The organism is Brevibacillus sp. FSL K6-6036 (assembly GCF_037964015.1).
Lineage (GTDB): Bacteria > Bacillota > Bacilli > Brevibacillales > Brevibacillaceae > Brevibacillus > Brevibacillus borstelensis.
The window spans coordinates 315,001-337,896 of record NZ_CP150173.1; the positions used below are offsets into that span (position 1 = coordinate 315,001).

Consider the following 22,896-nt stretch of genomic DNA (forward strand, 5'->3'; position numbering starts at 1 on the left):
GATCGGTCGGGGGTTCGAGTCCCTCCCGAGGAGCCATATACTTGCTCCTGTAGCTCAGTCGGTAGAGCGTTTCCATGGTAAGGAAGAGGTCGCAGGTTCGATTCCTGTCGGGAGCACCATACCATTGAATATATGGCCCGTTGGTGAAGCGGTTTAACACAGCAGCCTTTCACGCTGTCATACAGGGGTTCGAATCCCCTACGGGTCACTTAAAACCCAACGAGTTGTTGGGACCCCCGCAAAGTACTCGGAATATGCTGCCAAGCATACCGTCACTTTGTGGGGATGATGGAGGCTTAGCTCAGCTGGGAGAGCATCTGCCTTACAAGCAGAGGGTCGGCGGTTCGATCCCGTCAGCCTCCACCATTTATTATTTTGTTCACAGGTATCGGTTACGGGTTGTCACCGTTCCGTAATTACTCTCGAAGAGCAAATGCGATGGGGAGATAGCGAAGAGGCTAAACGCGGCAGACTGTAAATCTGCTCCCTATGGGTTCGGCGGTTCGAATCCGTCTCTCCCCACCACTTCATATATATTGGGGTATAGCCAAGCGGTAAGGCAACGGACTTTGACTCCGTCATTCCTAGGTTCGAATCCTAGTACCCCAGCCACTTGTTTGAGCCATTAGCTCAGTTGGTAGAGCATCTGACTTTTAATCAGAGGGTCGAAGGTTCGAGTCCTTCATGGCTCACCAGTTTTTTTATTTTTAAAGTGAACGAGATGTGCCCTTAGCTCAGCTGGATAGAGCGTTTGACTACGAATCAAAAGGTCGGGAGTTCGAATCTCTCAGGGCACGCCATTTTTCCCCTAAAAATAATGCGAAGCTTTGTTCATCGCATAGTGTTGACATCGGGGATTAGACAATTGATTTTGTGTCGGGAAGTAGCTCAGCTTGGTAGAGTACTTGGCTTGGGACCAAGGGGTCGCAGGTTCGAATCCTGTCTTCCCGACCATTTCTTCTTATGATCCCGTGTATTCCATTGGGATTATATGCATTTTCAGGCGAATATTTCTTATGCGGGTGTAGTTCAATGGTAGAACTCCAGCCTTCCAAGCTGGTCGCGTGGGTTCGATTCCCATCACCCGCTCCATAAGTGTAAAGGACATGCCGTTGGCAGTCCTTTTTTATTTTTAGCGGCAGCTCGTTCTTTCTTTTTCCTAGGACCCATTTCCTATCGGTTTATTTATGCAGATTTGTGTCGAGTTGAGTCATTTCTTCTTTCAAGGCTACAATAAGTAACAAACATCAAGGTAACCGAGAGGAAGGGGTAACGAGTATGAACAAAAACATCAGTATCGTTGGTGTACCGCTTGATCTGGGAGCAGACCGCCGCGGTGTCGATATGGGGCCGAGTGCGATTCGTTACGCTGGAGTGATTGCCCGTCTGGAGCAAATGGGTTTGAACATCCAGGATAAAGGAGATATTCCCGTTACACGTCCTCGCAATTTTACAGAGACAGAGAACCATAAGTATTTGGACGAGGTAGTTGAAGCGAATCAAAAGCTCGCTGAGGTTGTAAGCGGTATCATGCAGGAAGGACGTTTCCCTTTGGTGCTGGGAGGGGACCACAGTATTGCTCTCGGGACAGTAGCAGGCGTGGCCAAGAACGTGAAAAATCTGGGGGTCATTTGGTTTGACGCTCACGGTGACCTGAATACGGGAGAGACTTCTCCATCGGGGAATATCCATGGCATGCCTCTGGCTGCGAGTCTAGGCTTTGGCCATGAACGTCTGGTCAATATCGGAGGCTTTGCACCGAAGCTGAAGCCAGAGAATGTGGTGATCATTGGTGCGCGGGATTTGGACAGAGGGGAAAGAGAATTGATCAAGAGGATCGGGCTCAAGGTGTTTACCATGCATGAGATCGACAAGCTGGGAATGGCTCGCGTAATGGAGGAAGCCATGGCTCACGTGTCCAAAAACACGGATGGGGTGCACCTCAGTCTGGATCTGGATGGTCTGGATCCTCATGACGCTCCGGGCGTAGGTACCCCGGTCATAGGCGGGATATCCTACCGGGAAGGACACCTGGCCCTGGAGATGCTGGCAGATGCGGACATACTCTGTTCGGCCGAATTTGTAGAGGTAAACCCAATCCTCGACCGGGAAAATGTGACGGCACGTGTAGCAGTAGCACTCATGAGTTCCGCTTTTGGCGACAAATTGTTATAAGGGCAAAAGGAGAGGGAAACAGGCCTCTCCTTTTTTGTTTCCACATCTTTACATGCGCCAGGGAAAGCGTTACAGTGACTAAGGATGGAAATGCAGTTGGTTAAGGAGATTGTCGAGGCGTACGCTCAGCTCGACCATTTCCGGAGTTATGGCTGCCAGTTCTTTATACCTGTCGTTTAACTCTTGACGAAGCTGTTCGATTTGGAACAGAACATCATCCTGACTCATTTAAACCACGCTCCCTTTACACCATCAGGATAAAAGAGGTACCATCACTACTATATAGAGTGAACCTTGATCTTTATTCCACTCATTCCCAGAAAATTGGCGGGATAAACATAATCAAAACTGAAACCATTTGAGGTATTATCCGTATATAAGGATTACGGTATTGCGGGGAGGATCGCATGGATTTTGTAGAAAAACGGTTGACTCAGCGCGCCAAACGCGGAGATCGCGAGGCTTTTGCTGAGTTGATCGAAATATATAAAGACAAGATATTTCAACTCGCATACCGGATGGTAGGTAACCGTCAGGATGCGGAGGATATCGCGCAGGAAACCTTTTTGCGGGTCTATGCCAATCTGCACACCTACGACGAGAGCTACAAGTTCTCCACGTGGATTTACAGGATTGCAACCAATCTGTGTATTGACCGGGGCAGAAAGAAAAGGCCTGACTTTTCCCTGGATGAAGAAGTAGAACCCGGACAGGGAATGGACTGGTATTCCCGCCTATCCTCAAACGAAAAGAACCCGGCAGACTCGCTTGTCACGCAAGAGCTGCAGGAGACCGTACAGGATGCCTTGTCGCATCTGGCACCAAAGTATAGGTCGATCATGATTTTGCGCTATATTGAAGACCTGTCGCTTCAGGAGATTAGCGATATCGTCAAATTGCCAGTCACAACCATCAAAACCCGTATCCATCGCGGTCGGGAAGCATTGCGCAGCAAGCTGCGATTCATGTAGGAAAGGAGAAAGTCACGATGGAATGCCGAGAAATGTCTGTTCTCATTCATGAGTTTCTGGACGGGGAAATTGACGAATTGTCCAATCAGAAATTACAGACCCACATGAGAACATGTGCCTCCTGTCGTCAACATCTTCAAGAGCTGCAAAGAGCGATCGCTTTTGTACAAAGCGCGTCACATATACAAGTATCTCCGGATTTTACAGCCCGGGTATTTGCGCAACTGCCAACGCCGACGAGGAAAAAACGTTTTTCTTCTTGGCTGCGCAATCATCCGTTTCTTACAGCTGCAGCTGTCTTTCTCTTCCTGATGACGGGGAGCACGATGGCCAACTGGTATGAACGGGACAATACACTGCAAATTGCCTCGTCCAACATGGATAAACTGAAGATTGACCGTACGCGCAATGTCGTCGTGGTTCCGGCCGGCACCACCATTGATGGAGATCTGGTCGTACGCAACGGCAATGTCGAGGTACAGGGCGAAGTGCGAGGGAACGTTGTGGCAATTGAGGGGAAGGTCGTTCTGGCATCGACTGCACACGTGGCAGGAAGCGCTGAATCGATCGAAGCCATTTTCGAATGGATTTGGTACGAAGTGAAAAATATTGGAAATGACTTGCTTCCCGTCTTCCCATAGGAGAAAATAAAGGGTACAACAATAATGAGCACGGCGCCAGAAGCCGTGCTTTTTCCGCAGGAATAAGAGCGACCGCATTGAGATGGAGCGAGATATGGGGGCTTCGTTATGATATCACTGGAATATGGGGATATATTGCGGTATGTGATCGATATTTCGCTCGTCACATACGTGATCTATAAATTAATTATGCTGATCCGGGGGACGCGGGCGGTCCAGCTGCTGAAAGGGATCATGGTGATTATCGTCACTTGGCTGCTGAGCAAGTACTTCGAGCTGAAGACCCTGCACTGGCTGATGTCCCAGGCGTTTACCTTCGGGGTACTGGCTATCGTGATCATCTTTCAGCCGGAGCTGCGGCGAGCGCTGGAGCAGTTGGGACGCGGGAAGCTGTTTTCTCGCACCAATACGATTCAGGATGAGGAAATGGTCAAGCGGGTCGTACAGGAAGTGTGCAAGTCCGTTACGTACATGGCCAAGCGTCGGATCGGGGCCTTGATCGTCATTGAACGGGAAACGGGCCTGAATGATTTTGTGGAGACGGGAATTGCCATCAATGGACGAGTCAGTTCAGAACTGTTGATCAATATTTTTATCCCAAATACACCTTTGCATGACGGGGCGGTCATCATGAGAAAAGATATTATCTTGGCAGCAGCGAGCTATTTGCCCCTCTCCGAAAACAATTCGATCTCAAAAGAGCTGGGAACCCGGCACAGAGCTGCGATCGGAGTAAGCGAGGTTTCCGACGGTATGGCGATTGTCGTTTCCGAAGAGACTGGACAAGTTTCCTTTACCGCGAACGGGCAAATGAACCGGAATTTGACTGAGGAGCAGTTGGCTGAATTGCTCACCGAGCAACTGCATCCGGCCCTGAAGAGCAAATCCATGGGAAGTCGTTGGCAATGGAGGCGAAAACAACATGGATAAATGGTTGAACAGTCACTGGTTTGCGCGCATTGTTGCTCTGTTGTTGGCCGTGATGATGTGGACGGTGGTCAATGTGGAAAGCGACACAACGCCGACCACGGATTCAGCGCCGCCGCTCTTGATCGACAGCGTCAACCTGCACGTAAAGTATGACACGGATCGTTATTACGTCGCCAAAATGCCGCGTACCGTGCAGCTTGCTCTGGAGACAAACAATCCGTTTTACAAGCATAATCTCGTGCCCCAGGACTCCAGAGAGGTGTATGTCGACCTCATGGACAAGGGGAAGGGGACACACCGTGTTCCGGTCCAGTACAAAGGATTTCCCGACGATGTGAAAGTCGGAATTATTCCCAGTATTGTCGAAATTACGCTCGAGGAAAAGAAAACCGTAGAGCGGGAAGTGACGGTCGAGCTGCTCGGCCAGGTCGCCCCCGGCTACAAAGCCGGAGAGCCGCTGGTCAAGCCGTTCCGCGTACTTGTCCGGGTACCGGAGAGTCAGGCCGACAAGGTAGCCGCAGTAAAGGCTCCCGTCGATCTGGAAGGGGCTACGTCTCCGATCAAGACGACAGTGCCGTTAAAGGTGATGGACAAGTCGGGGAATACGCTGCAGGGCGCGGAGGTTATCCCGCTCACGGCGGAGATCAGCGTGCCGGTGACAAGCCCGTATGTACAGGTGCCGATCAAATTAAACTTGACGAATGAATTGCCCGATGGATATAGTTTGGCTAGTGTGGATACGAATGTGGATGAGGTCACCGTATACGGTCCGAAGGAAGTCATCGATGCGATGAAATCGGAGACGTATCCGGGGCCGGAAATCGATCTGAGCGATGTGACCTCGGATCGCGTCATCGAACGAAAGATGCCGGTATTGGAGAACATCGTAAAGGTGGAGCCGGATTACCTGAAGGTAGCCCTGAAGGTCGTGCCGTCCGAAACCAAACGCTTGGAGAAGATTCCAATCCGCATCAGCGGTCTGGCCGAAGACATGGAGGCGCGCGTACTGTCCGGAACGGGGCAAGAGATGTCCACGATGGACGTCGACACGGTTGGAGCGCCGACCATACTGGAGAAACTAAGACCGGAGGATGTGCAGGTCGTGGCAGATGTCAGCAACATGCCGGCGGGAGTGTATGAGGTGCCGATCACCTACATCTTTAACCAGCCGGATTACGTCAAGACGGCCAAGAATGCGATCACGAAGGTTACTGTGGAAATCACCAAAAAATAGCGCTGGGCATAAGCTGTTTTGTACAAGGAAAGAAATGAGGGACAAACATGGGGAAGTATTTCGGAACTGATGGTGTGCGCGGTGTAGCCAATGCGCAGTTGACGCCGGAGCTGGCGTTTCGAATCGGGCGCGTAGGCGGTTACGTTCTCACCAGACATAAACAGGAAGGCAAGCCCAAGGTAGTCATTGGACGCGACACGCGCATTTCCGGTCAAATGCTGGAAAGCGCGCTGTTGGCCGGTCTCCTCTCTGTTGGAGCAGAAGTAGTTCGTCTGGGAGTAATCTCTACTTCCGGCGTTGCGTACTTGACACGAGCGCTTGGAGCTGATGCCGGTGTCATGATTTCCGCCTCACACAACCCTTACCCGGACAATGGAATCAAATTTTTCGGGAGCAACGGGTTCAAGCTTTCCGACGAGGTGGAAGCAGAGATCGAACAATACCTGGATGCGGCTGAAGACACGCTGCCGCGGCCGACTGGGGAGCACATCGGAGCGGTGCTGGACTTCCTGGAGGGTGGACAGAAGTATCTCTCCCATTTGAAAAGCTCAGTAACGGAACGTTTTGACGGGCTGAAGGTCGTGCTGGATTGTGCCAATGGTGCCGTTTCCTCGCTGGCTGCAAGGCTGTTTGCGGACGTGGAAGCAGAGGTGATCACCATCGGAGCGAATCCGAACGGGGTCAACATCAATGAGCAGTGCGGGTCCACGCATCCCGAACGCCTGCAGGAGGAAGTCGTCAAGCACAAGGCTCATCTGGGACTTTCCTTTGACGGCGATGCCGACCGCTGTATTGCGGTAGATGAGAACGGTGAAATTGTAGACGGCGACTACATCATGGCGATCTGCGCCCGGGCTCTCAAGGCAAAAGGCAAGCTGAACAACAACACGGTCGTGACGACGGTCATGGCGAACATGGGCTTTTTCAAAGGCATGGAAGAATGCGCGATCAACACGACCAAAACTGCGGTGGGAGACCGCTATGTCGTGGAAGAGATGCTGCGTGGCGGCTACAATCTCGGCGGCGAGCAGTCCGGACACATCGTGTTTCTCGATTACAACACGACGGGAGACGGCCTGTTGACCGGCCTTCAGCTCCTGAACATCATCAAGGAATCGGGCAAGCCCTTGTCTGAATTGAAGCAGGTTATGACCAAATACCCGCAGCTTTTGGTCAATGTCCGCGTAGAAGACAAGACCAAGCTGAACGGAAACGAAGCGATCGAACAGGCGATCCGTGAAGTGGAGGCCGAGCTGGCTGGCAACGGCCGCGTGCTCGTGCGTCCGTCCGGCACGGAGCCAATCGTCCGTGTCATGGCAGAAGGCCCAGACGAAGCACAACTGGATGAGCTGGTGAACCGCATCGTTGAGGTCGTGAAAAAGGAACTCGTGTAAAAAGTCAGGGGAGTGGTACAGCGCCACTCCCTTTTGCATACAAGTATAAGACAAAAGAATGATTGTGAAGGACAGGGATCTATGATAAAGTTTGGTTTGTGCCTGGGCTCACAATGAAAAAGGGGGAGTGCAGCGAAAAGAGACAATGACATAGCATCGATCTTGATGGGAAAGCGCCAGCACTGCAGCTGCCCGACGTGGAGTGCAGTGGACGAGGTGGAGGTTTATCGAAGCATTCGGCGGATGCCTCCCGGCCGAGTATCGCGGCCGCGGAGCGCGGGGGCAAAACAACAGGGCGACTTGTTGCACAAGACCCGCGCATGATACAGATGATTGTTTTATGGAATGGTTTTATCGAAAAAATCAAGCTGACCACATATACAATTGGAATGGCGGGGGAGCAACCCCCGTACCATTGACAACTGGGTTGTGTCCCCCGTCATAGGGAAGGGGACAAACACACATGTGCGGAATTGTAGGATACATTGGCGATAAACAAGCGCAAGAGGTAATTATCGGAGGTCTTCGCAAGCTGGAGTACCGCGGGTATGACTCGGCCGGAATCGCGGTATTGACCGAGCAGGGGCTGCTCGTAGACAAGGCAAAAGGACGCCTCGCTGTTTTGGAAGGAAAGCTGGCAGCACAGCCGCTGGCCGGAAATGCAGGGATCGGACACACGCGTTGGGCGACGCACGGAAAACCGTCTGACGAAAACTCCCACCCGCATACGGATTCGAGCCACAAGTTTGCTGTCGTCCATAACGGCATCATCGAAAACTTTCTGCCGATCAAGGAAGAGCTGATCGCAAAAGGATACGCCTTTACCTCGGAGACGGACACCGAAGTAATCGCGCACCTGCTCGCGGATCTCTACGACGGGGACATCGTGTCTACCGCCCGCAAGGCCGTACAGCGCATGCGCGGTGCCTACGCATTGGGAATCATGACGGAGCACGAGCCGGATAAGCTGGTAGCAGTGCGTCTCGCAAGTCCGCTCATCGTCGGAATCGGAGAGGGAGAGAGCTTCATCGGCTCGGACATCCCGGCTCTCCTGGAGCACACGCGCGATGTCTATATCCTCAATGAAGGCGAAATGGCGGTATTGACCCGGGAAGGCGTTCAGCTGATGGATGCCCAAAGCGGCGAGAAGATCGAGCGCGATGTGTTCCACGTAGACTGGGATCTGGTCCAAGCAGAAAAAGGCGGGTACGATTCGTTCATGCTCAAGGAAATCTATGAGCAGCCGCAAGCCGTACGCGACACGATGGGCGCACGGATCGACCAGGAGAAAAAGCAGGTCATCCTGCCTGAGCTGAATATGAGCGATGCGGAGCTGGCCTCCTACGACCGCCTCTATATCGTGGCGTGCGGAACGTCCATGCACGCTGGACTGGTCGGGAAGGACGTCCTGGAAAAGTGGACCCGCGTACCGGTAGAGGTGGCCGTCGCGTCGGAATTCCGCTACCGCGATCCGATCTACACCGACAAGACGCTGATGATCGTCATCAGCCAGTCCGGTGAGACGGCAGACACGCTGGCCGCGCTCCGCGAGGCGAAGAAGAGCGGGGTCAAAGTTCTGGCGATCACCAACGTCGTCGGCAGCTCCGTAGCCCGCGAGGCGGACGAAGTAATCTTTACCTGGGCCGGCCCGGAAGTGGCGGTGGCCTCGACGAAAGCCTATACGTCCCAGGTGATTGCCCTGTACCTGTTTGCGCTGTACTTCGCGCAGGTAAAAGGGACACTGGCGGCTGCAGAGATCGCAGAGGTAGTCGAGCATCTGCAGGAGCTGCCGGCGAAGATCGGCGCCATCCTGGCCAACGTCGAGCCGATCCGCCAGTTTGCCCAAAGCATCCAGGACGCGACCAGCCTGTTCTTTATCGGACGGGGACTGGACTATGCGGTCTCCCTGGAGGGCTCGCTCAAGCTCAAGGAGATCTCCTATATTCACTCCGAAGCGTACGCGGCGGGAGAACTGAAGCACGGTACGCTTGCGCTGATTGAAGAAAACGTCCCGGTGGTGGCGCTGGCTACCCAACCGGACATTTACGAAAAAATGGTCAGCAATATCGTGGAAGTCAAAGCCCGCGGCGCCCATGTGCTCGGCTTTGCTCTCGAAGGAGACCGCGACCTGGCCAAATCGGTGGACGGCGTTATCCACGTCCCAGCCACCACGCCGATGTTAACGCCAATTTTGACCGTCATTCCATTGCAATTGCTGGCGTACTACACTTCTGCTGCGCGCGGGCTTGATGTTGATAAGCCGCGGAATCTGGCGAAGAGTGTTACGGTGGAGTAAGGGGTTTTTGAAGTAGCATAAGTGCAAAAAGCAAATAAAGTCCTATACCAGCAGTTTAAACTTGTGCTGAAGCAATTAAAAGTCGCATTAAGCCGGGCAGATCAGGATTATTTTCTGACATTTGCTCGGCTTTTTTCATGTCCTGCATTTTTCCTTACGCCATTTGTAAGTGTTTCTCGTCTTTCGTACTGACTATAATGTGTATAGCTCAATTCGATTCTAGTTGTTGAAGAAAGGAGCCTTATACAGTGGTCAGACAAGGAAAATTACTAGAGGTTCAAGACTTGCAAAAAAACTACGGGAAGAAGAACAATATAACAAAAGCTTTAAACAGTGTCAGTTTTGATGTTCTCCCCGGAGAATTCTTAGGAATAATGGGACCAAGCGGTTCTGGCAAAACTACGTTATTAAACTGCATTGCAACCATAATAAAACCAACATCTGGGCGTGTACTTTTACATGGAAAAAATATCAGTGCTTTCGACAGTAAGGATTTAGCTGAGTATCGCGGCAGTCGGATTGGATATTTGTTTCAAGACTTTGAATTGCTGGATAATCTAACGGGACAAGAAAATATACTATTGCCTTTATCGATTCATGGGGTGGATTTTACAAAAGCACGAGTTAAATTAGATGAGCTAGCCGGTTTTTTAGAAATTACGGATATCCTTCATAAATTCCCGTCTCAGATGTCTGGGGGACAGAAGCAAAGGGTAGCTGCCGCACGTTGTTTCATTACTGATCCAGATATCGTTCTTGCGGATGAACCGACAGGGGCATTGGACACGCGCTCTGCAAGAACTTTAATGAATAAGCTGGAAGGTATGAATAGAACGAGCGGAAGAACTATTTTAATGGTCAGCCACGATCCTAATGCAGCAAGTTTTTGCTCAAGAATCCTTTTTATTCAAGATGGTGTGATATTTCATGAACTGCGTCGCAAACATGATGAGACTCGCGAGAAATTTTATGAAAGAATCTTGCAGGTACTAGCTCAGCTTGGGGGAGGAAGCGCAAATGTTCTCTAAGCTGATTTATCGCAATGCGAAACGAAGTCGCAAGGAGAATCTCATTTACTTTGCAACACTTGTAATCGCAATAGCGTCGTTTTATATCATTCTTTCACTGGGCAGACAAGATGTTATTTTGTTCTTAAAGGAGTTTGAAAGTGATTCGATCGACAAGCTTTTAGCTCAAATGCCCATTGTGTATCTATTTGCGTTATTTTTATTGTTTTTCTTGATTTTATTTGCGAATCGGTACCAATTAAATCGAAGGAGTAAAGAGTTTGGCCTCTATCTCTTGTTGGGAATGCGTAAGAAACGCCTTGTTCTTCAACTATTGGCAGAGGGGTTCATTACTTCTATTTTGGCACTCATTGCAGGGCTCTTGATTGGTGGATTCTTAGCAGAAATCATCAGCTTGACGGTTTCTAAACTAGTCGGACAGGGAATTATCGGTCATCAAATAAGCTTGTCGGCAGGTGCGATTTTCTTTACCATCATCGGTTTTTTATCCATTCAGTTTATAGCACTGGCCATTCTTGGCGGAAGGTTGTTTAAACAAGAGGTGCATCAATTACTTTATGAGCAAATGGATAAGAAACAAGATATGGGGCATTTTACGGGCAATGTACTCACTTTATTGGCAGGCGCTGTTTTCCTGGGTGTCGCATATTGGGTTGCTTTATATCGTTTCACGGATATTGCCGGACTGCTTCTGTTTGTGGCAGTGGCTCTCGGAAGTTTAGGTACGGTCCTTTTTATGAGGGGTTTTGGGAAATTGCTAGGCTTATTGGCAAGCTTGTCTAAAAATAAATCTACAAAAGGTCTGCACACATTTACAGTAAGGCAGTTTCAAGAAAACGTAGCCAATAGATCTACTTCTGTTGCAGTAACATCTATTCTAATCACGTTGTCTATCATTTTGATAGCAGATGGTGCTTCAACTTTTATAGGGTTAGAAAATGTTTTTGCTAGGAGTTCCTCTGTCTATGATTTTACTGTTAATGGAGATAGTCAAAAAATTGAGCAATTTCTTGCTTCGGAAAAAATGGAACCATATGTAGAGGACTTAAACCTGCTGAAAATTGGGAGAATGAAATATAAGGATGAACGCGGCGAAGACGGCATCCCTTTGTCTTTGGTAGACTGGTCTGCATTGAGAGAACAAATGATTATGGCTCTGCCAGACAACTATAAAGAGCAAGTTTTATCGGGAGAAATACAGAATTACAGTTTCAGTTCGGAAAACCCTGAAGCACTTAATCTTTTTGGGGTTCTGGAGACGGATACAACAGCACCTTACCTCATTCCAGAATCATCTTATAATGGTCTTTTAAAAGCCGTAGGAAAAAAACCGTTGAACCTGCATTCAGATGAAATTGCTTTATACTTTAATCCGGATTTTATGCCGATGGATAATCTGGAAAGCATGCCTGTACTAGATCATATTCTTGAAAAGGCTGCCAAAGAGGGCAAAAGCTTGATGAGCATTCATGGTCAGGCGGTATATATACACCCCTCAATTCCAATGAGAGGTTTAGTAGCAGACCGCTCCGTACAAATTTTTTCAGCATTTATCGTCCCTGATCATATGTTTGAACAATTAATGAATACGGAAACCTATGTGGCGTATTGGAATTTTCGAATCCCGCAAAAGCTGCAAGACCAGGAAGGTTTACTGAAACCAATGATGGAGGCCAGAGATTTATTAAAAGCTTCAGGCTTCACGTTTGAAAGTTATTTGCAAAACTTTGGACGCAAACTCTTCTATGTTGTTGCTGGGAGTTATGCAACACTATATATGGGATTCTTGTTTTTGATTATTGCTTGTACGGTATTGGCTTTACAATTTTTGACACAGGTGAAACAGACTGGACAACGCTATGTAACGCTTTCCATGTTGGGGGCAAAACGTAATCAAATGAAGAAATCCATCCACAGACAGGTGTTGCTGACTTTTCTGTTACCTGTATCTCTTGCATGCGTGAGTGGAGCTGTTGGCATAAGGGCTATGATTGCATTTGTTATGATTCACATCGATGACAAAGCGTCCCTTTATCCGATTGCCCTTGCCTCTGCCTGTATTGTAATCGTAATTTTGGGGATTTATGGAGTAGCAGTTGCCCGTTCAGCAGATCATGAACTAGATAAATTGCGTTGGAAACCAAATATAGAGTAAAAAACAGTTGCAATTTACATCGAAGGGTGGTGCTGAAGTGGCGAGGATTACCATTGTTGAAGATGATCCGCTGATGAGGGAAGAATTAATCGATATACTGCAAAAAGCTGGTTATGAAGTGGCTGCCATTGCGGACTTCCAAGATATAGTGGCTCAAATAGCCACTTTGGCACCAGACTTAGTCTTGTTGGACATCAATTTACCGGGACAATCGGGATTTGAAATTTGCAAAAGTCTAAAATCACAAGGAACTGGTCCCATATTGATTCTTACATCTAGAGATAAGTTGCAGGATGAATTGCATGGTCTTGATTTAGGTGCAGATGATTATCTCACAAAACCGTGCAATCGAGATAGATTGTTGGCTCGCATTCAAAACCTGCTAAGAAGATTTGAAGGACGACCAGGCTTGATAAATGGCGGCAGTTTTTTCCTAGACCCCAATACCTTTACCTTGTATAAGGGATCTCAATCGATAGTATTATCAGCAAATGAAGGAAAAATTTTATTGACTTTAGTGCAGCATAGACCTGAGATTGTATCCAAGTCTACATTACGTGAACTTTTATGGGGAACAGACCAATATATCGACGAAAATGCACTTCAAGTAAATCTGACTCGCTTGCGCAAAACGCTACGACAGTTAAACTTGGAAGATCAAATTGAGACTATAAGAGGTCAAGGTTATCGACTTAGGGGTAGGTGAAGGCATGAAATGGATAAAGCAAATCTTTGATTGTTTTCATGCTTATAAACAATGGTTTCTTATTTTCATTACTACAGATCTTCTGTTTATCTTTTTCGCTTGGCTGGCCTACCCGGAAACCTTTAAGGTGTTAGTAGGACTCATGATTGTTTTTACTCTAGCAATGATATCGTTGTCAGTATTCATTATCATCAGAAAGCAAAAAATAATCGAAGCGGCCTTTGAAGATTTTTTGGTAGAGGCGAATGAGACGAACGAAGAAATATTATGCAGGCTATCTCCGAAGACATATTGGCCGTTTATCCGTAGAATGGGGAGCGTCATAAGGTCTTATCAGGCGCAGCTTAATGAGCAAGTTATTGAGTTGACCGATTATGAAAACTATATAGAAGGATGGGTTCATGAAATTAAAAAGCCTCTGTCACTAATGACATTGGTATTAGATAACCGGAGTGATGAAATGTCTCCCCTTGTTAGACAGCGTATGATTCATATTAGAGATCAAATGCTTGGAGACGTAGGGCGAATTTTGTATTTTGCAAGACTAGGGGCTACTCATAAAGATTATTTTTTTGAACCTATCGACTTACTGGCTTTTTGTAAACAGACAATTGAAGATCATCAAACGCTACTGGATGAATCCGGTTTTCAAATACAATTCATAGGTGAGGAGCGGGAAATTCTTTCCGACCGCAAAGGGCTAGCTTTTATATTGGAACAAATAATCGCTAATAGTACAAAACATGTTGCACAGAATCAGGATAGTCCCATTTTGAAGTTTGAAACGGTTTACGACAAAGGGAGTGATCAGACTATTTTACATATTAGTGATAATGGGCCTGGTGTACCTCAAGAAGATTTGCCATTTATATTTGATAAGGGCTTTACCGGAAGGCGAGGTACTTGTACAAGGCAAGCTACGGGGATGGGACTCTTTTTGGTAAGCAAGATGGCCTATGATTTAGCCATTCAGTTGGATGCAAAATCAGCGCTTGGTTCAGGTCTGACCATATCACTAATATTTCCGCATGTGAAACAATAAGCTATGCATCGTGGAGAAAGTTTATCAAGCTGAATAGGCAGGCTGGCCGCATTCGTATGCAGCCCTGATGCATCCGCATGTAAAGGTTCTCCAATCCGTATGGATGGGGGCATGGTGCCTACCATTTTTTAATAGGAATTCTATTAACGTTCCGTACGTCTATAGTACAAGGCATGTGGCATCACCGGAAGGACCAGGCATCGTTCAACGATACAAAGCCCTTCCGGCTTTTCCCATCAGGCCAAGCCGAGTGCCAGAGCCAGCGAGGCGGCTGCTACGCCGCCAGCAAGCGATCCGGCGACATTGACGGTATCGTTGCTCCAGCCGGAGCGGCCGCGGATCCGCTCGGCTGGCCTGCCGCAGTGGCGGACCTGCTCGATCTCCCGGCCGCAAGCGGGGCAACGGTACATTTGCTGCCATGTCGCACCGATCCACGAATCGGCCAGCGATCCAATGATGCCCGCCAGACCGGCTATTCCGATCCAGGCCGCCGGTCTAAGAGCCGCCGAGGTCGTATCCGGTGCGGATTGGCCGGGCACCACCACAAGCAGCATCCACGCTGCAACGCCAATAAATAGGCCGCCAGCCAGCGAAGCGACCATACCGAGGCCTGAGACGCCTCCGGACGTGCCGGGCGGAACGCGCCGACCCGTCTTGATCGATATTGGAGGCGTCCTGCTCAAGCCGCCGATTTCTGTCGCCCACGTATCGGCTGTGACCGCCGCCATTACGCCGAGGAAGGCGTACCACCAAAGCGGATGCGGATACGCCCAGTTTGCCGCGCATAACAGCAGCCCCACTCCTCCATTCGCCAGCACCTGGCCCGCATCGCGCCTCCCGGTTTTCTCGTAACCGCTCTCTGCCTCTGCCTTTGCATGCTTTTTCCACTTGGACCATAACGTCGACGAAACAAAAAAAGCGATAAGGGAGCCGAACCAGACCGCGCTGCCGAGCGCGTACATCACCGTGCCCAGCATCACCGCCGCGAAAAAGCCGGAACCGGACAGCGACCGTTTTGCATAAGCCGCTCCAGCAATCCCGGCGCTGCAGGCCAGACCTATTAACCACTCCACCGCTCTCCGCCCCCTTTGCTTACACTATTATACATTAGCTCAGCGGGCTTTCGAAAATGAGAAGGGAATGAAACGTAGATACCGCTGGACGTTTGACTTCTCCTTTATGACGCCTCCTAGGTTATCCATTTTTTGCGGATGAAAATCTCTGCCAATCCCAGATTGAGCAGCATGCTCCCCCATACGGCGAACGCATACGCAGAGGCGTACGTAAGCCCGATTGCGTGCTGGCCGAGCGGGAGCAGGAGATGAATGGCCAGATTCGCGTAAGTAAGAAAAAAGCTGCGTGTGATCCACTTGGAATGCTCGGCAATTTGCTTGCGGCGAATATGGAGATATCCGAGCCAAGTGGTCCCGAGCCAGAGCAAATTCAAGAGGAGGAAACCGGCAACTGTCAAGCCTCCCGCCGCAAACCACGAAACGTAAAGCCCGGGAATGAAGTTCAGCAAGATAGAAACGACGTAGATTCGCCCATTCCATCGATGCCAGGCGATTGACCGGGTACGTATGTTTCGCAGCATGCCGACAGGCCCCGTAATCAAAGAGACAATCGCAAGCACAATATGCGCCCTCAGCAGGAACAACCACAATGCCCGGTCGGCGGTAAAGGAATCCCTGGTTGCAAGAAGCTTGATGAATTCGGGATCAGACACGAAATTTTTGGTTACCGTATGCATGATCCACATCAACGCGACGACTGACAGCAGAATAACAACGCCATTCTTTTCTTTCGTTCGATTTTTCACACTGGCAAACCATCCTTTGCTGTTTTTATGTATAATAGATCAGACCGGACCGTCCGGTCTGAACGGTTTCATTATACGGTGTCTTCTGCTAATTTAAAATAGACAGCTTCTCGTAATTCGTGACAATATGAAGAAGTCGCGGAAGGTTCTAATGAATAGGACTGCCTGCCAGGGGGATGAATCATATGAAGAAATCAGATGAGATAAAGGAAAAGATCGTTAATGCCGCCATGCTTTTGTTTAATACGAAAGGCATTGCTCAAACGTCGATACAAGAAATCATGCAAGCAACCGGTTTGCCGAAGGGAGCCATTTACCGGCGGTTTGAAACCAAGGAACTGATTGTGCTGGCTGCCTTTGAGAGAGCGGGGCAAATCATGCAGCAGTTTTTTACACAAGCTGTGGGAGAGGGGACGAGTACGCTCGATAAATTGCTGAAAATCTCGGCGGTTTACCAGGATGCCGTCCACAACCCCCCCATACCCGGCGGATGTCCGCTGCTGAATACGGCGGTAGAAAGCGACGGAACGTTCCCCGAACTCCGTCAGAAGGCCGCAGGAGCTTACGCGGGCATGGTCAAGTTCGTTCAATCGATCATTGAGCAAGGCATACGCAACAAGGAGTTCCGTCCGGATATGGATGCTGCCGAAATGGCCGCTTTTTTGATCGATTCCATGGAAGGGGCCATCATGGCGAGCCGTTTGACGGGCAGCAATGCCCCGATCGAACGCAATATGAAGTATACGGAAAGGCTACTCAAGAGCTACTTGATTGCATAGCCGTTGAACAACAAGCTTGTGACGAAAAATGGAGCCAAGACAGACGGTTGAATCTCAACTGCCCTACAAATATCTTGGCGAAAGAAAATCACAAAGTGAAAACGGGACGTTACCGTTTGGGGGCTGCCGAGAAAACGATCGGCAGCCCGCTTGGCAAGAAAGAGATCAATCACAAATGCGATCCCCTGCTAGCATCGATGCACTGTCCAGTAATCCACCGGCTTTCCGGAGAGGCCAGGAAAGCTGCGACATCCGCAAATGTTGCTCTCCTATTCGGCAGGCGTATCGGCATGAGACAACCTAGAGAGGCAGCTAACTCTTTCAAACACAAAAAAATCCTCATTCGCCAGATGAGGATTTTTTCAACGCATGGCTTCATTTAAAGGAAATGGTTTTCTTATGTTGCACGGCCGTAACCCATTTTGCTTGAAGCAACGTAAGTACAAGTGCGATCAGCAAAAATCCCGCGATCATACCGACGACTCCGCCCCATCCTTGGGAAGACCAAAACACGCCGGCTGTCGTCCCTCCGATACTGGAGCCTATATAGTAAAAGAAAAGGTAGAGCGAAGAAGCTTGCGCCTTATCGTGATGAGCGCGGTATCCCACCCAACTGCTGGCGATGGAGTGGCTGCCGAAAAATCCGAAAGACACGATCGGCAAGCCCAATATTTTGAGCCACACATGGGAATCCAATGTCAGAATGACTCCGGCCAAGGTAATCAGCAAAGAGAGCAAAAGCGCCTTCTGTCTACCGTATTTGCTTGCCATTTTTGCCATCCAGACGGAACTGAACATGCCTACGAGATAGACGATAAAAATCCAGCCGATCACCGTCTGGCTCAATGAGTAGGGTGGCGCGGTCAGGACATACCCGATGTAGTTAAACAAGGCAATGTTGCTGCCAAGGATGAGAAACCCGATGACATAGAGCGAAAGCAATGCCGGATTTTTCAAGTGATCAACCAGAGACGCAAGCAGCTTGCCAATTTCAGGAGAACGCGGGTGAAAGTTTTGGGACTTGGGCAAACTCGCAAAAAATATCAGGCTGGCCACAATGCTGATGACGCTAATGGTTCCCAGCGCTGCGTGCCAGTTGAACATGTCTGTCATCATTCCGGCAATGATTCTGCCTGCTACGGCTCCCAGCGAGTTTCCACTGATGTACAGGCCCATCGCCACACCGAGACTGGCTGGTTCCATCTCCTCTCCCAAATAGGCCATTGCGATGGAGGGGAGTCCGCCTAAAGCGAATCCCTGAATCACCCGGAAGACCAGCAGGCTTTCATACGTTGTACTGAAGGCAGTCAAAATGGACAAGACGGAGGCGGATAGCATGGAGATCATCATGATTCGCTTGCGTCCCCATACTTCCGATATCGAGCCAAACAACAGCATACTAACCGCCAGAGATATGGTGGTCAAAGAAAGGGACAGGCTGGCCATTGCAGGGGAGATGTGAAATTCCTTGGTGAATTCCGGCATTAATGGCTGCGTGCTGTAAAGAATCGCAAACGTGTTGAATCCGGCTGCAAAAAAGGCCAGGTTCGATTTGCGAAAAGCAGCGGTGCCTTGTTGAATGTAACCCATGACAAGAACCTCCTTACCTTCTTCCGTACGCATTTTTATACTATCACCGGCAACTCATGATGTATAATTCATTGTAATTATGTTTTTCATGCACACGGGTAATAGATAAATCAGCACACGATGTTTACAGAAAGGAGGATTCAAACATGGAGTGGCAACAGCTCGAATACTTTCAAACCTTGGCTCACTTGCAGCATGTGACGCGTGCGGCCGAGTACCTGTCCATTTCCCAGCCAGCCCTCAGCCGTTCCATTGCCCGACTGGAGGAGGAGCTTGGGGTACCGTTATTCAACCGACAAGGGCGTACCATTGTGCTGAATCGATATGGCCAGCTCTTTTTGAAGCGGGTGAATCGCATTTTGATGGAATTTGACGTTGGGAAGCGGGAGCTGCACGATATGGTGAATCCGGAGCATGGAGAAGTCGCGTTAGGGTTCTTGCATACGCTCGGCACCAGCCTGATCCCTGACTTGCTTGGCGCCTTCCGTGTCCATTCCCCGGCGATCCGTTTTCAGCTGACCCAAAATCACAGCTACTCGCTGTTAGAGCAGATGAACGCCGCCAAGCTCGACCTTTGTCTTGTAGCAGAGCCAACCGAAACAAAAGTGCCGATCCAATGGAAGCCTCTCTGGAGCGAGGAGATTTTTGTGATCCTGCCCACGAATCATCGGTTGGCTCATGCCCAGAGCATTTCGATGGAAGAAATAGCGGACGAACCCTTTATCTTTTTGAAAAAGGGGTACGCGCTGCGTGAAACTACCGATGGTTTGTTCCGGCAATTGGGAATGAATCCGAAAGTTACGTTCGAAGGAGAAGAAGTGTCTACCGTTGCAGGGCTGGTCGCCGCTGGTCTGGGCCTCTCGCTTCTCCCCGACGTAGGGTTGGACAAGAGCAAAATCGTGTATATCCCGATCCGGCAGCCAAAGTGCAGACGCGTGATCGGGATCGCGTATGTTGAGGATCGGTACTTGTCGCCTGCCGCCTTGCGATTCAAGCAGTTTGTGATCAACTATTTTGGCAGGATGGAATCGATTTGACGGTACGGTATCGATCTTAGTACGGCATTGGGCTGAAGCTTCCATCAGCCCGCCGCTTCAGGCTTCTCCACATACATTCTGAATAACTGAATGTATAGCGCGGTGCTGATCAAGGCGAGCGCCAAAATGAGGCTGAATATTCCCATAGGCGGCATCCACCCGGACAGGAAGACGGTGACCGGGGCCAAAAATTTCCCGATCGTGGCCTGCAAGCTGTCAGCACCCATGTATTGCCCCCTGGCGTGCTCCGGGGCATAGCGGCTGATAAAGCTCTGTGTCACGGGTGAGCGCACGATCTCGCCAAAGGTGAAGATAACCGTAACGAAAAACAGGAACCATATATTCGTGCTGATCCCGACGAGGAATGTGCCCCCGCCGGCCAACAGCGTCGACAGAATAAAGACATTGCGCTCCTGCCAATGGTTGAACCACTTCGTGACAGGCAGGATGAAGAGGACAAACAAAAGACCGTTAAATCCCAGCAGCCATCCATATATCTCCGTACCGGAAAGCAAAAGGGTATCGCCATTCCACGGGAACAGTGGCTGGGCAGGGACTTCATTGATCACGTATACTGACAAATACAGATCCAGCTGCATGATCGGGATCAGCGCAAAGATGCCTGCCAACGTATACACCAGAAACACTTTGTCGCGAAGAATAACGCCGTAGCCTTTCCATTGTTCCTTGAAAGCGCGGGAAATCGAAGCCGGCGCTTCCGGGTTTTTCGCCGACCGCGGCAATGTTTCATGGACGATTGCATACATGGCAATGAAATACAGCAGCAAGACCAGTGCGCAGGTCCACAGCAGCTCTTGCCGGTAATGAAAGAAGAAAACGGCTCCAAGTGCAGGTCCGAGAACCGCTCCTATGTTGTTGGCCGTCGCAAACGTTGCGAATACTTGGCGGCGGGATTGTGCGGGAACCAGATCGGCAACCATAGCGGAGCTTGCCGGCCTGTAAATGGCTCCTCCCAGACCAAGACCGATGAATGCGATATAATCGATCCAATGGGACCAAGACACGGCAAACAAGGCAAACATCACCGTCTGAAGAAAAGCGCCCAGCAGCATGACAGGACGCCTTCCCCACCGGTCGGCCAAAGCTCCTCCGAGCAGACTCCCGATCAGGCTGAAGATCGGAGGGACCGTCATCAAAATGCCAGCGATGTGATTGCCCAATGCCGCACCAAAATATACAGTGATAAACGGAAAGTACATCCAAAACAGCATGTTAAACAGTGCTTCCCCGATTAACCGGGTTTTCAAATTGTTATTCCATGAACGTATTTTCATCCATATCCTCCTCATTATTGTCAAAGCAGGCATGTTCCTGTTTACAAACAGATACACACCACAAGTTTTCCGGCCGGGTATACAAACTTTAAAGCATTTTTTCAAGTAAATATAGACTTATAATTCAGAATGGTTTATACTACTAATATGAAGGTCGAATATACGTCTGGTTAGTTTGGATGTTTCAAAAAAAGAACACATGTTCGGAATGCTAAAAGACGCTCCTCACGGAAGCGTCTTTTTTGATGCCTGCGCCGCGGCCATAAGCGATTCGAAAACTGGTAAAACGAGTACTTGCGGCAATGCCAAATGGGCAGGCAAAGGAAAGGCTGACGGGAATAACAGGGCAGGCAAGCTATGAAGCCAACTCGCCAAAATGTTATGATGAATGGATAAGTGAGCTTTTGGAGGAGAGTCTATGTCAGAAATTACAGTACATAATCACAAAATGATATTTGGCTGGGAAGAGGATAATGGCTTGGGCGAGAGATTGATTCAGCAAATCCTCAGGGGGGAGAAAACGGCTACTTGTGCACCCAAAGAAGAATATTCCGCAGAAGAATTGCAGCAAACATACGAGCCGGTCGGAAAAATTGTCACCGTCTATGACAAGCATGGCAATCCCAGATGCAATGTGAGACTGAAGGAGGTTTTTGAAACGACGTTTGGAAACCCAGATATGCGGCTTGTCCAAGGAGAAGGAAACGGAGACGATGTCGCTCAATTCCAGGAGGACCATCGGCTTGCTTGGAAAGATATCGGGATTACGTTAACAGATGATACGGTTTTGATTGTCGAATTATTTGAGTTAATCCATGAATAACGAGATGGTGAAGCCGACGAAAAAGATGGAGGGCCTGTGTTTCAACACCAACCAGACTAAGCCTCTTGGCATATCGCTTTCGATTCAAGAATAAAAAAGGATGCCAAATCGGCACCTTTTTTTCTTGTAAGATAACACGATGAGAAGGTCCTTTTTACATAAAAGACGAGAGGATCCTTTTTACCTGGCGCCGATTTTTTACAATACGTCTTTTGTTGATGACCTTGTTCCGCTTTGAGCGAAATTTGCTTGTCGTATTGCCCGAGTGGATGACGTGCACATAGTTGCGCAAACGCAATTTGTCATGGCGCAGGCGGATGACGGCGGGATGTCCCCCGGCAAGCCGATACCGTTTTCCTTTCAAATAATCTTTTACTTTATAGATTAACGTATAGAATGCCGGCGACTTTGCATACATCGGCGCAATTCGCTTCTTTTTCGAGTCATACATGTAGCCAAATTGGTTGATCACCGCGGACGTTCCCTTTCTTCTGCGGTGATTCTTGAGCTGCTGGATATAGCTTCGGCGGTACAAATCGTCTGAATCCAACCGCACCAAATACAAATAATGATAGCCCTTGAGGCGCTTCCTGATACTTTTCTGGTACTTGCTTTTGGGGATGAATTTGATATTTTTAGGGAGCTTGCTGTACTTGCGCAGCTCTTTTTTTATTTTCCTTCGGGAGCGGTCCTCATACTCCACGAGAGCGACAAAGCCTTGATTGGTCTGTCTTTGCAAACTTCTCCGCGTATACCGCATAAATATTTTCATCCGGCTTTTAATCCATTTCGTCGTAAATCTCTTCTTGCGGTTGTACTTTAGCTTTTTGGAGTTAAAGGCAATCCGGACGATGATCTTCTTTCGTTTTGCCAAGAAGTCCTCACTCTCCTTTACCAAGCAAAGCTGTAAATATTACATGGTATTGGAGTTTTCCAGGTTTTGCTGTAGTCGGATACCTCTCGGTGATATCCGCACACAAA

At 49.2% G+C, this 22,896-nt stretch carries 20 protein-coding genes, 10 tRNA genes and 2 pseudogenes (1 of these 32 only partly in view); 25 read left to right on the plus strand and 7 right to left on the minus strand.

The window, feature by feature from the left end:
• The 11 genes from NST37_RS01800 to rocF all read left to right on the plus strand — a co-directional run.
• A tRNA-Asn gene (locus NST37_RS01800) sits at positions 1–36 on the plus strand (it extends 40 nt beyond the left edge of the window).
• Between the two features lie 7 nt (positions 37–43).
• Positions 44–119 (plus strand) — tRNA-Thr (locus NST37_RS01805).
• A gap of 15 nt (positions 120–134) precedes the next feature.
• Positions 135–208 (plus strand) — tRNA-Glu (locus NST37_RS01810).
• 82 nt (positions 209–290) lie between these two features.
• Positions 291–366 (plus strand) — tRNA-Val (locus NST37_RS01815).
• A gap of 74 nt (positions 367–440) precedes the next feature.
• Positions 441–525, plus strand: a tRNA-Tyr gene (locus NST37_RS01820).
• A 12-nt stretch (positions 526–537) separates the two neighbouring features.
• A tRNA-Gln gene (locus NST37_RS01825) sits at positions 538–612 on the plus strand.
• Between the two features lie 7 nt (positions 613–619).
• A tRNA-Lys gene (locus NST37_RS01830) sits at positions 620–695 on the plus strand.
• A gap of 28 nt (positions 696–723) precedes the next feature.
• Positions 724–800 (plus strand) — tRNA-Arg (locus tag NST37_RS01835).
• A gap of 77 nt (positions 801–877) precedes the next feature.
• A tRNA-Pro gene (locus NST37_RS01840) sits at positions 878–954 on the plus strand.
• A 64-nt stretch (positions 955–1,018) separates the two neighbouring features.
• Positions 1,019–1,092 (plus strand) — tRNA-Gly (locus tag NST37_RS01845).
• 186 nt (positions 1,093–1,278) lie between these two features.
• Positions 1,279–2,175, plus strand: coding sequence for an arginase (gene rocF, locus NST37_RS01850; RefSeq protein WP_003393022.1), 897 nt, complete (start codon positions 1,279–1,281; stop codon positions 2,173–2,175).
• Positions 2,176–2,253: 78 nt separating this feature from the next.
• Here rocF and NST37_RS01855 read toward each other — a convergent pair whose 3' ends face one another.
• Positions 2,254–2,403 (minus strand): aspartyl-phosphate phosphatase Spo0E family protein, encoded by a 150-nt coding sequence (locus tag NST37_RS01855; RefSeq protein ID WP_003393023.1) that lies wholly within the window; start codon positions 2,401–2,403, stop codon positions 2,254–2,256.
• A gap of 179 nt (positions 2,404–2,582) precedes the next feature.
• On the opposite strand from NST37_RS01855, the gene sigW reads away from it, so the two are divergent.
• The 11 genes and pseudogenes from sigW to NST37_RS01910 all read left to right on the plus strand — a co-directional run.
• Positions 2,583–3,146 (plus strand): RNA polymerase sigma factor SigW, encoded by a 564-nt coding sequence (gene sigW, locus NST37_RS01860; protein WP_003393025.1) that lies wholly within the window; start codon positions 2,583–2,585, stop codon positions 3,144–3,146.
• A gap of 17 nt (positions 3,147–3,163) precedes the next feature.
• Entirely contained in the window at positions 3,164–3,787 is a 624-nt protein-coding gene (locus NST37_RS01865; protein WP_003393028.1) for a zf-HC2 domain-containing protein, read from the plus strand.
• A gap of 108 nt (positions 3,788–3,895) precedes the next feature.
• Positions 3,896–4,717 (plus strand): diadenylate cyclase CdaA, encoded by an 822-nt coding sequence (cdaA, locus tag NST37_RS01870; RefSeq protein ID WP_003393030.1) that lies wholly within the window; start codon positions 3,896–3,898, stop codon positions 4,715–4,717.
• Positions 4,710–5,951: a CdaR family protein gene (locus NST37_RS01875; protein WP_024984026.1), complete on the plus strand. Its 1,242-nt coding sequence runs from the start codon at positions 4,710–4,712 to the stop codon at positions 5,949–5,951. Before cdaA ends, NST37_RS01875 begins: the two co-directional genes overlap by 8 nt.
• A gap of 47 nt (positions 5,952–5,998) precedes the next feature.
• The gene (gene glmM / locus NST37_RS01880; protein WP_003393033.1) at positions 5,999–7,345 is read left to right on the plus strand and encodes a phosphoglucosamine mutase; all 1,347 of its coding nucleotides are present in this window, start codon (positions 5,999–6,001) and stop codon (positions 7,343–7,345) included.
• A gap of 463 nt (positions 7,346–7,808) precedes the next feature.
• Entirely contained in the window at positions 7,809–9,641 is a 1,833-nt protein-coding gene (gene glmS, locus NST37_RS01885; RefSeq protein ID WP_031933402.1) for a glutamine--fructose-6-phosphate transaminase (isomerizing), read from the plus strand.
• Positions 9,642–9,889: 248 nt separating this feature from the next.
• Positions 9,890–10,669 carry an ABC transporter ATP-binding protein gene (locus NST37_RS01890; protein ID WP_339186142.1) on the plus strand — a complete coding sequence of 260 codons (780 nt, stop codon included), beginning with the start codon at positions 9,890–9,892 and terminating at the stop codon, positions 10,667–10,669.
• Positions 10,659–12,824, plus strand: a complete 2,166-nt coding sequence (locus tag NST37_RS01895) for an ABC transporter permease (protein ID WP_003393038.1) — start codon at positions 10,659–10,661, stop codon at positions 12,822–12,824. Before NST37_RS01890 ends, NST37_RS01895 begins: the two co-directional genes overlap by 11 nt.
• 37 nt (positions 12,825–12,861) lie before the next feature.
• A complete protein-coding gene (locus NST37_RS01900) occupies positions 12,862–13,530 on the plus strand; it encodes a response regulator transcription factor (RefSeq protein WP_031933400.1) in 669 nt (222 codons plus the stop codon).
• 4 nt (positions 13,531–13,534) lie between these two features.
• Positions 13,535–14,572 (plus strand): sensor histidine kinase, encoded by a 1,038-nt coding sequence (locus tag NST37_RS01905; protein WP_122958181.1) that lies wholly within the window; start codon positions 13,535–13,537, stop codon positions 14,570–14,572.
• A 33-nt stretch (positions 14,573–14,605) separates the two neighbouring features.
• Positions 14,606–14,704: pseudogene (locus tag NST37_RS01910) on the plus strand (oxidoreductase); the annotation flags it as partial.
• 104 nt (positions 14,705–14,808) lie between these two features.
• On the opposite strand, the gene NST37_RS01915 reads toward NST37_RS01910, so the two are convergent.
• Positions 14,809–15,645 (minus strand): DUF92 domain-containing protein, encoded by an 837-nt coding sequence (locus NST37_RS01915; protein WP_339186144.1) that lies wholly within the window; start codon positions 15,643–15,645, stop codon positions 14,809–14,811.
• Between the two features lie 116 nt (positions 15,646–15,761).
• The gene (locus NST37_RS01920; RefSeq protein WP_339186146.1) at positions 15,762–16,391 is read right to left on the minus strand and encodes a DUF2306 domain-containing protein; all 630 of its coding nucleotides are present in this window, start codon (positions 16,389–16,391) and stop codon (positions 15,762–15,764) included.
• Positions 16,392–16,576: 185 nt separating this feature from the next.
• Here NST37_RS01920 and NST37_RS01925 point away from each other — a divergent pair, with 185 nt between their 5' ends.
• Positions 16,577–17,170, plus strand: coding sequence for a TetR/AcrR family transcriptional regulator (locus NST37_RS01925; protein ID WP_039071582.1), 594 nt, complete (start codon positions 16,577–16,579; stop codon positions 17,168–17,170).
• A gap of 169 nt (positions 17,171–17,339) precedes the next feature.
• Here NST37_RS01925 and NST37_RS01930 read toward each other — a convergent pair.
• Together NST37_RS01930 and NST37_RS01935 are read right to left on the minus strand one after the other, a co-directional pair.
• Positions 17,340–17,426 (minus strand): annotated as a pseudogene (locus NST37_RS01930) (short-chain dehydrogenase); the annotation flags it as partial.
• A gap of 119 nt (positions 17,427–17,545) precedes the next feature.
• Positions 17,546–18,760: an MFS transporter gene (locus NST37_RS01935; RefSeq protein ID WP_003393051.1), complete on the minus strand. Its 1,215-nt coding sequence runs from the start codon at positions 18,758–18,760 to the stop codon at positions 17,546–17,548.
• 146 nt (positions 18,761–18,906) lie between these two features.
• Here NST37_RS01935 and NST37_RS01940 point away from each other — a divergent pair, with 146 nt between their 5' ends.
• Positions 18,907–19,797, plus strand: coding sequence for a LysR family transcriptional regulator (locus tag NST37_RS01940; protein WP_122958184.1), 891 nt, complete (start codon positions 18,907–18,909; stop codon positions 19,795–19,797).
• Positions 19,798–19,841: 44 nt separating this feature from the next.
• Here the strand turns inward: NST37_RS01940 and NST37_RS01945 are convergent, their stop codons facing one another.
• The gene (locus NST37_RS01945) at positions 19,842–21,092 is read right to left on the minus strand and encodes an MFS transporter (protein ID WP_003393054.1); all 1,251 of its coding nucleotides are present in this window, start codon (positions 21,090–21,092) and stop codon (positions 19,842–19,844) included.
• Between the two features lie 418 nt (positions 21,093–21,510).
• On the opposite strand from NST37_RS01945, the gene NST37_RS01950 reads away from it, so the two are divergent.
• Positions 21,511–21,915, plus strand: a complete 405-nt coding sequence (locus NST37_RS01950; RefSeq protein ID WP_152562264.1) for an ASCH domain-containing protein — start codon at positions 21,511–21,513, stop codon at positions 21,913–21,915.
• 154 nt (positions 21,916–22,069) lie between these two features.
• Here the strand turns inward: NST37_RS01950 and NST37_RS01955 are convergent, their stop codons facing one another.
• The gene (locus tag NST37_RS01955) at positions 22,070–22,789 is read right to left on the minus strand and encodes a glycosyltransferase family A protein (RefSeq protein WP_003393058.1); all 720 of its coding nucleotides are present in this window, start codon (positions 22,787–22,789) and stop codon (positions 22,070–22,072) included.
• Positions 22,790–22,896: the final 107 nt, after the last annotated feature.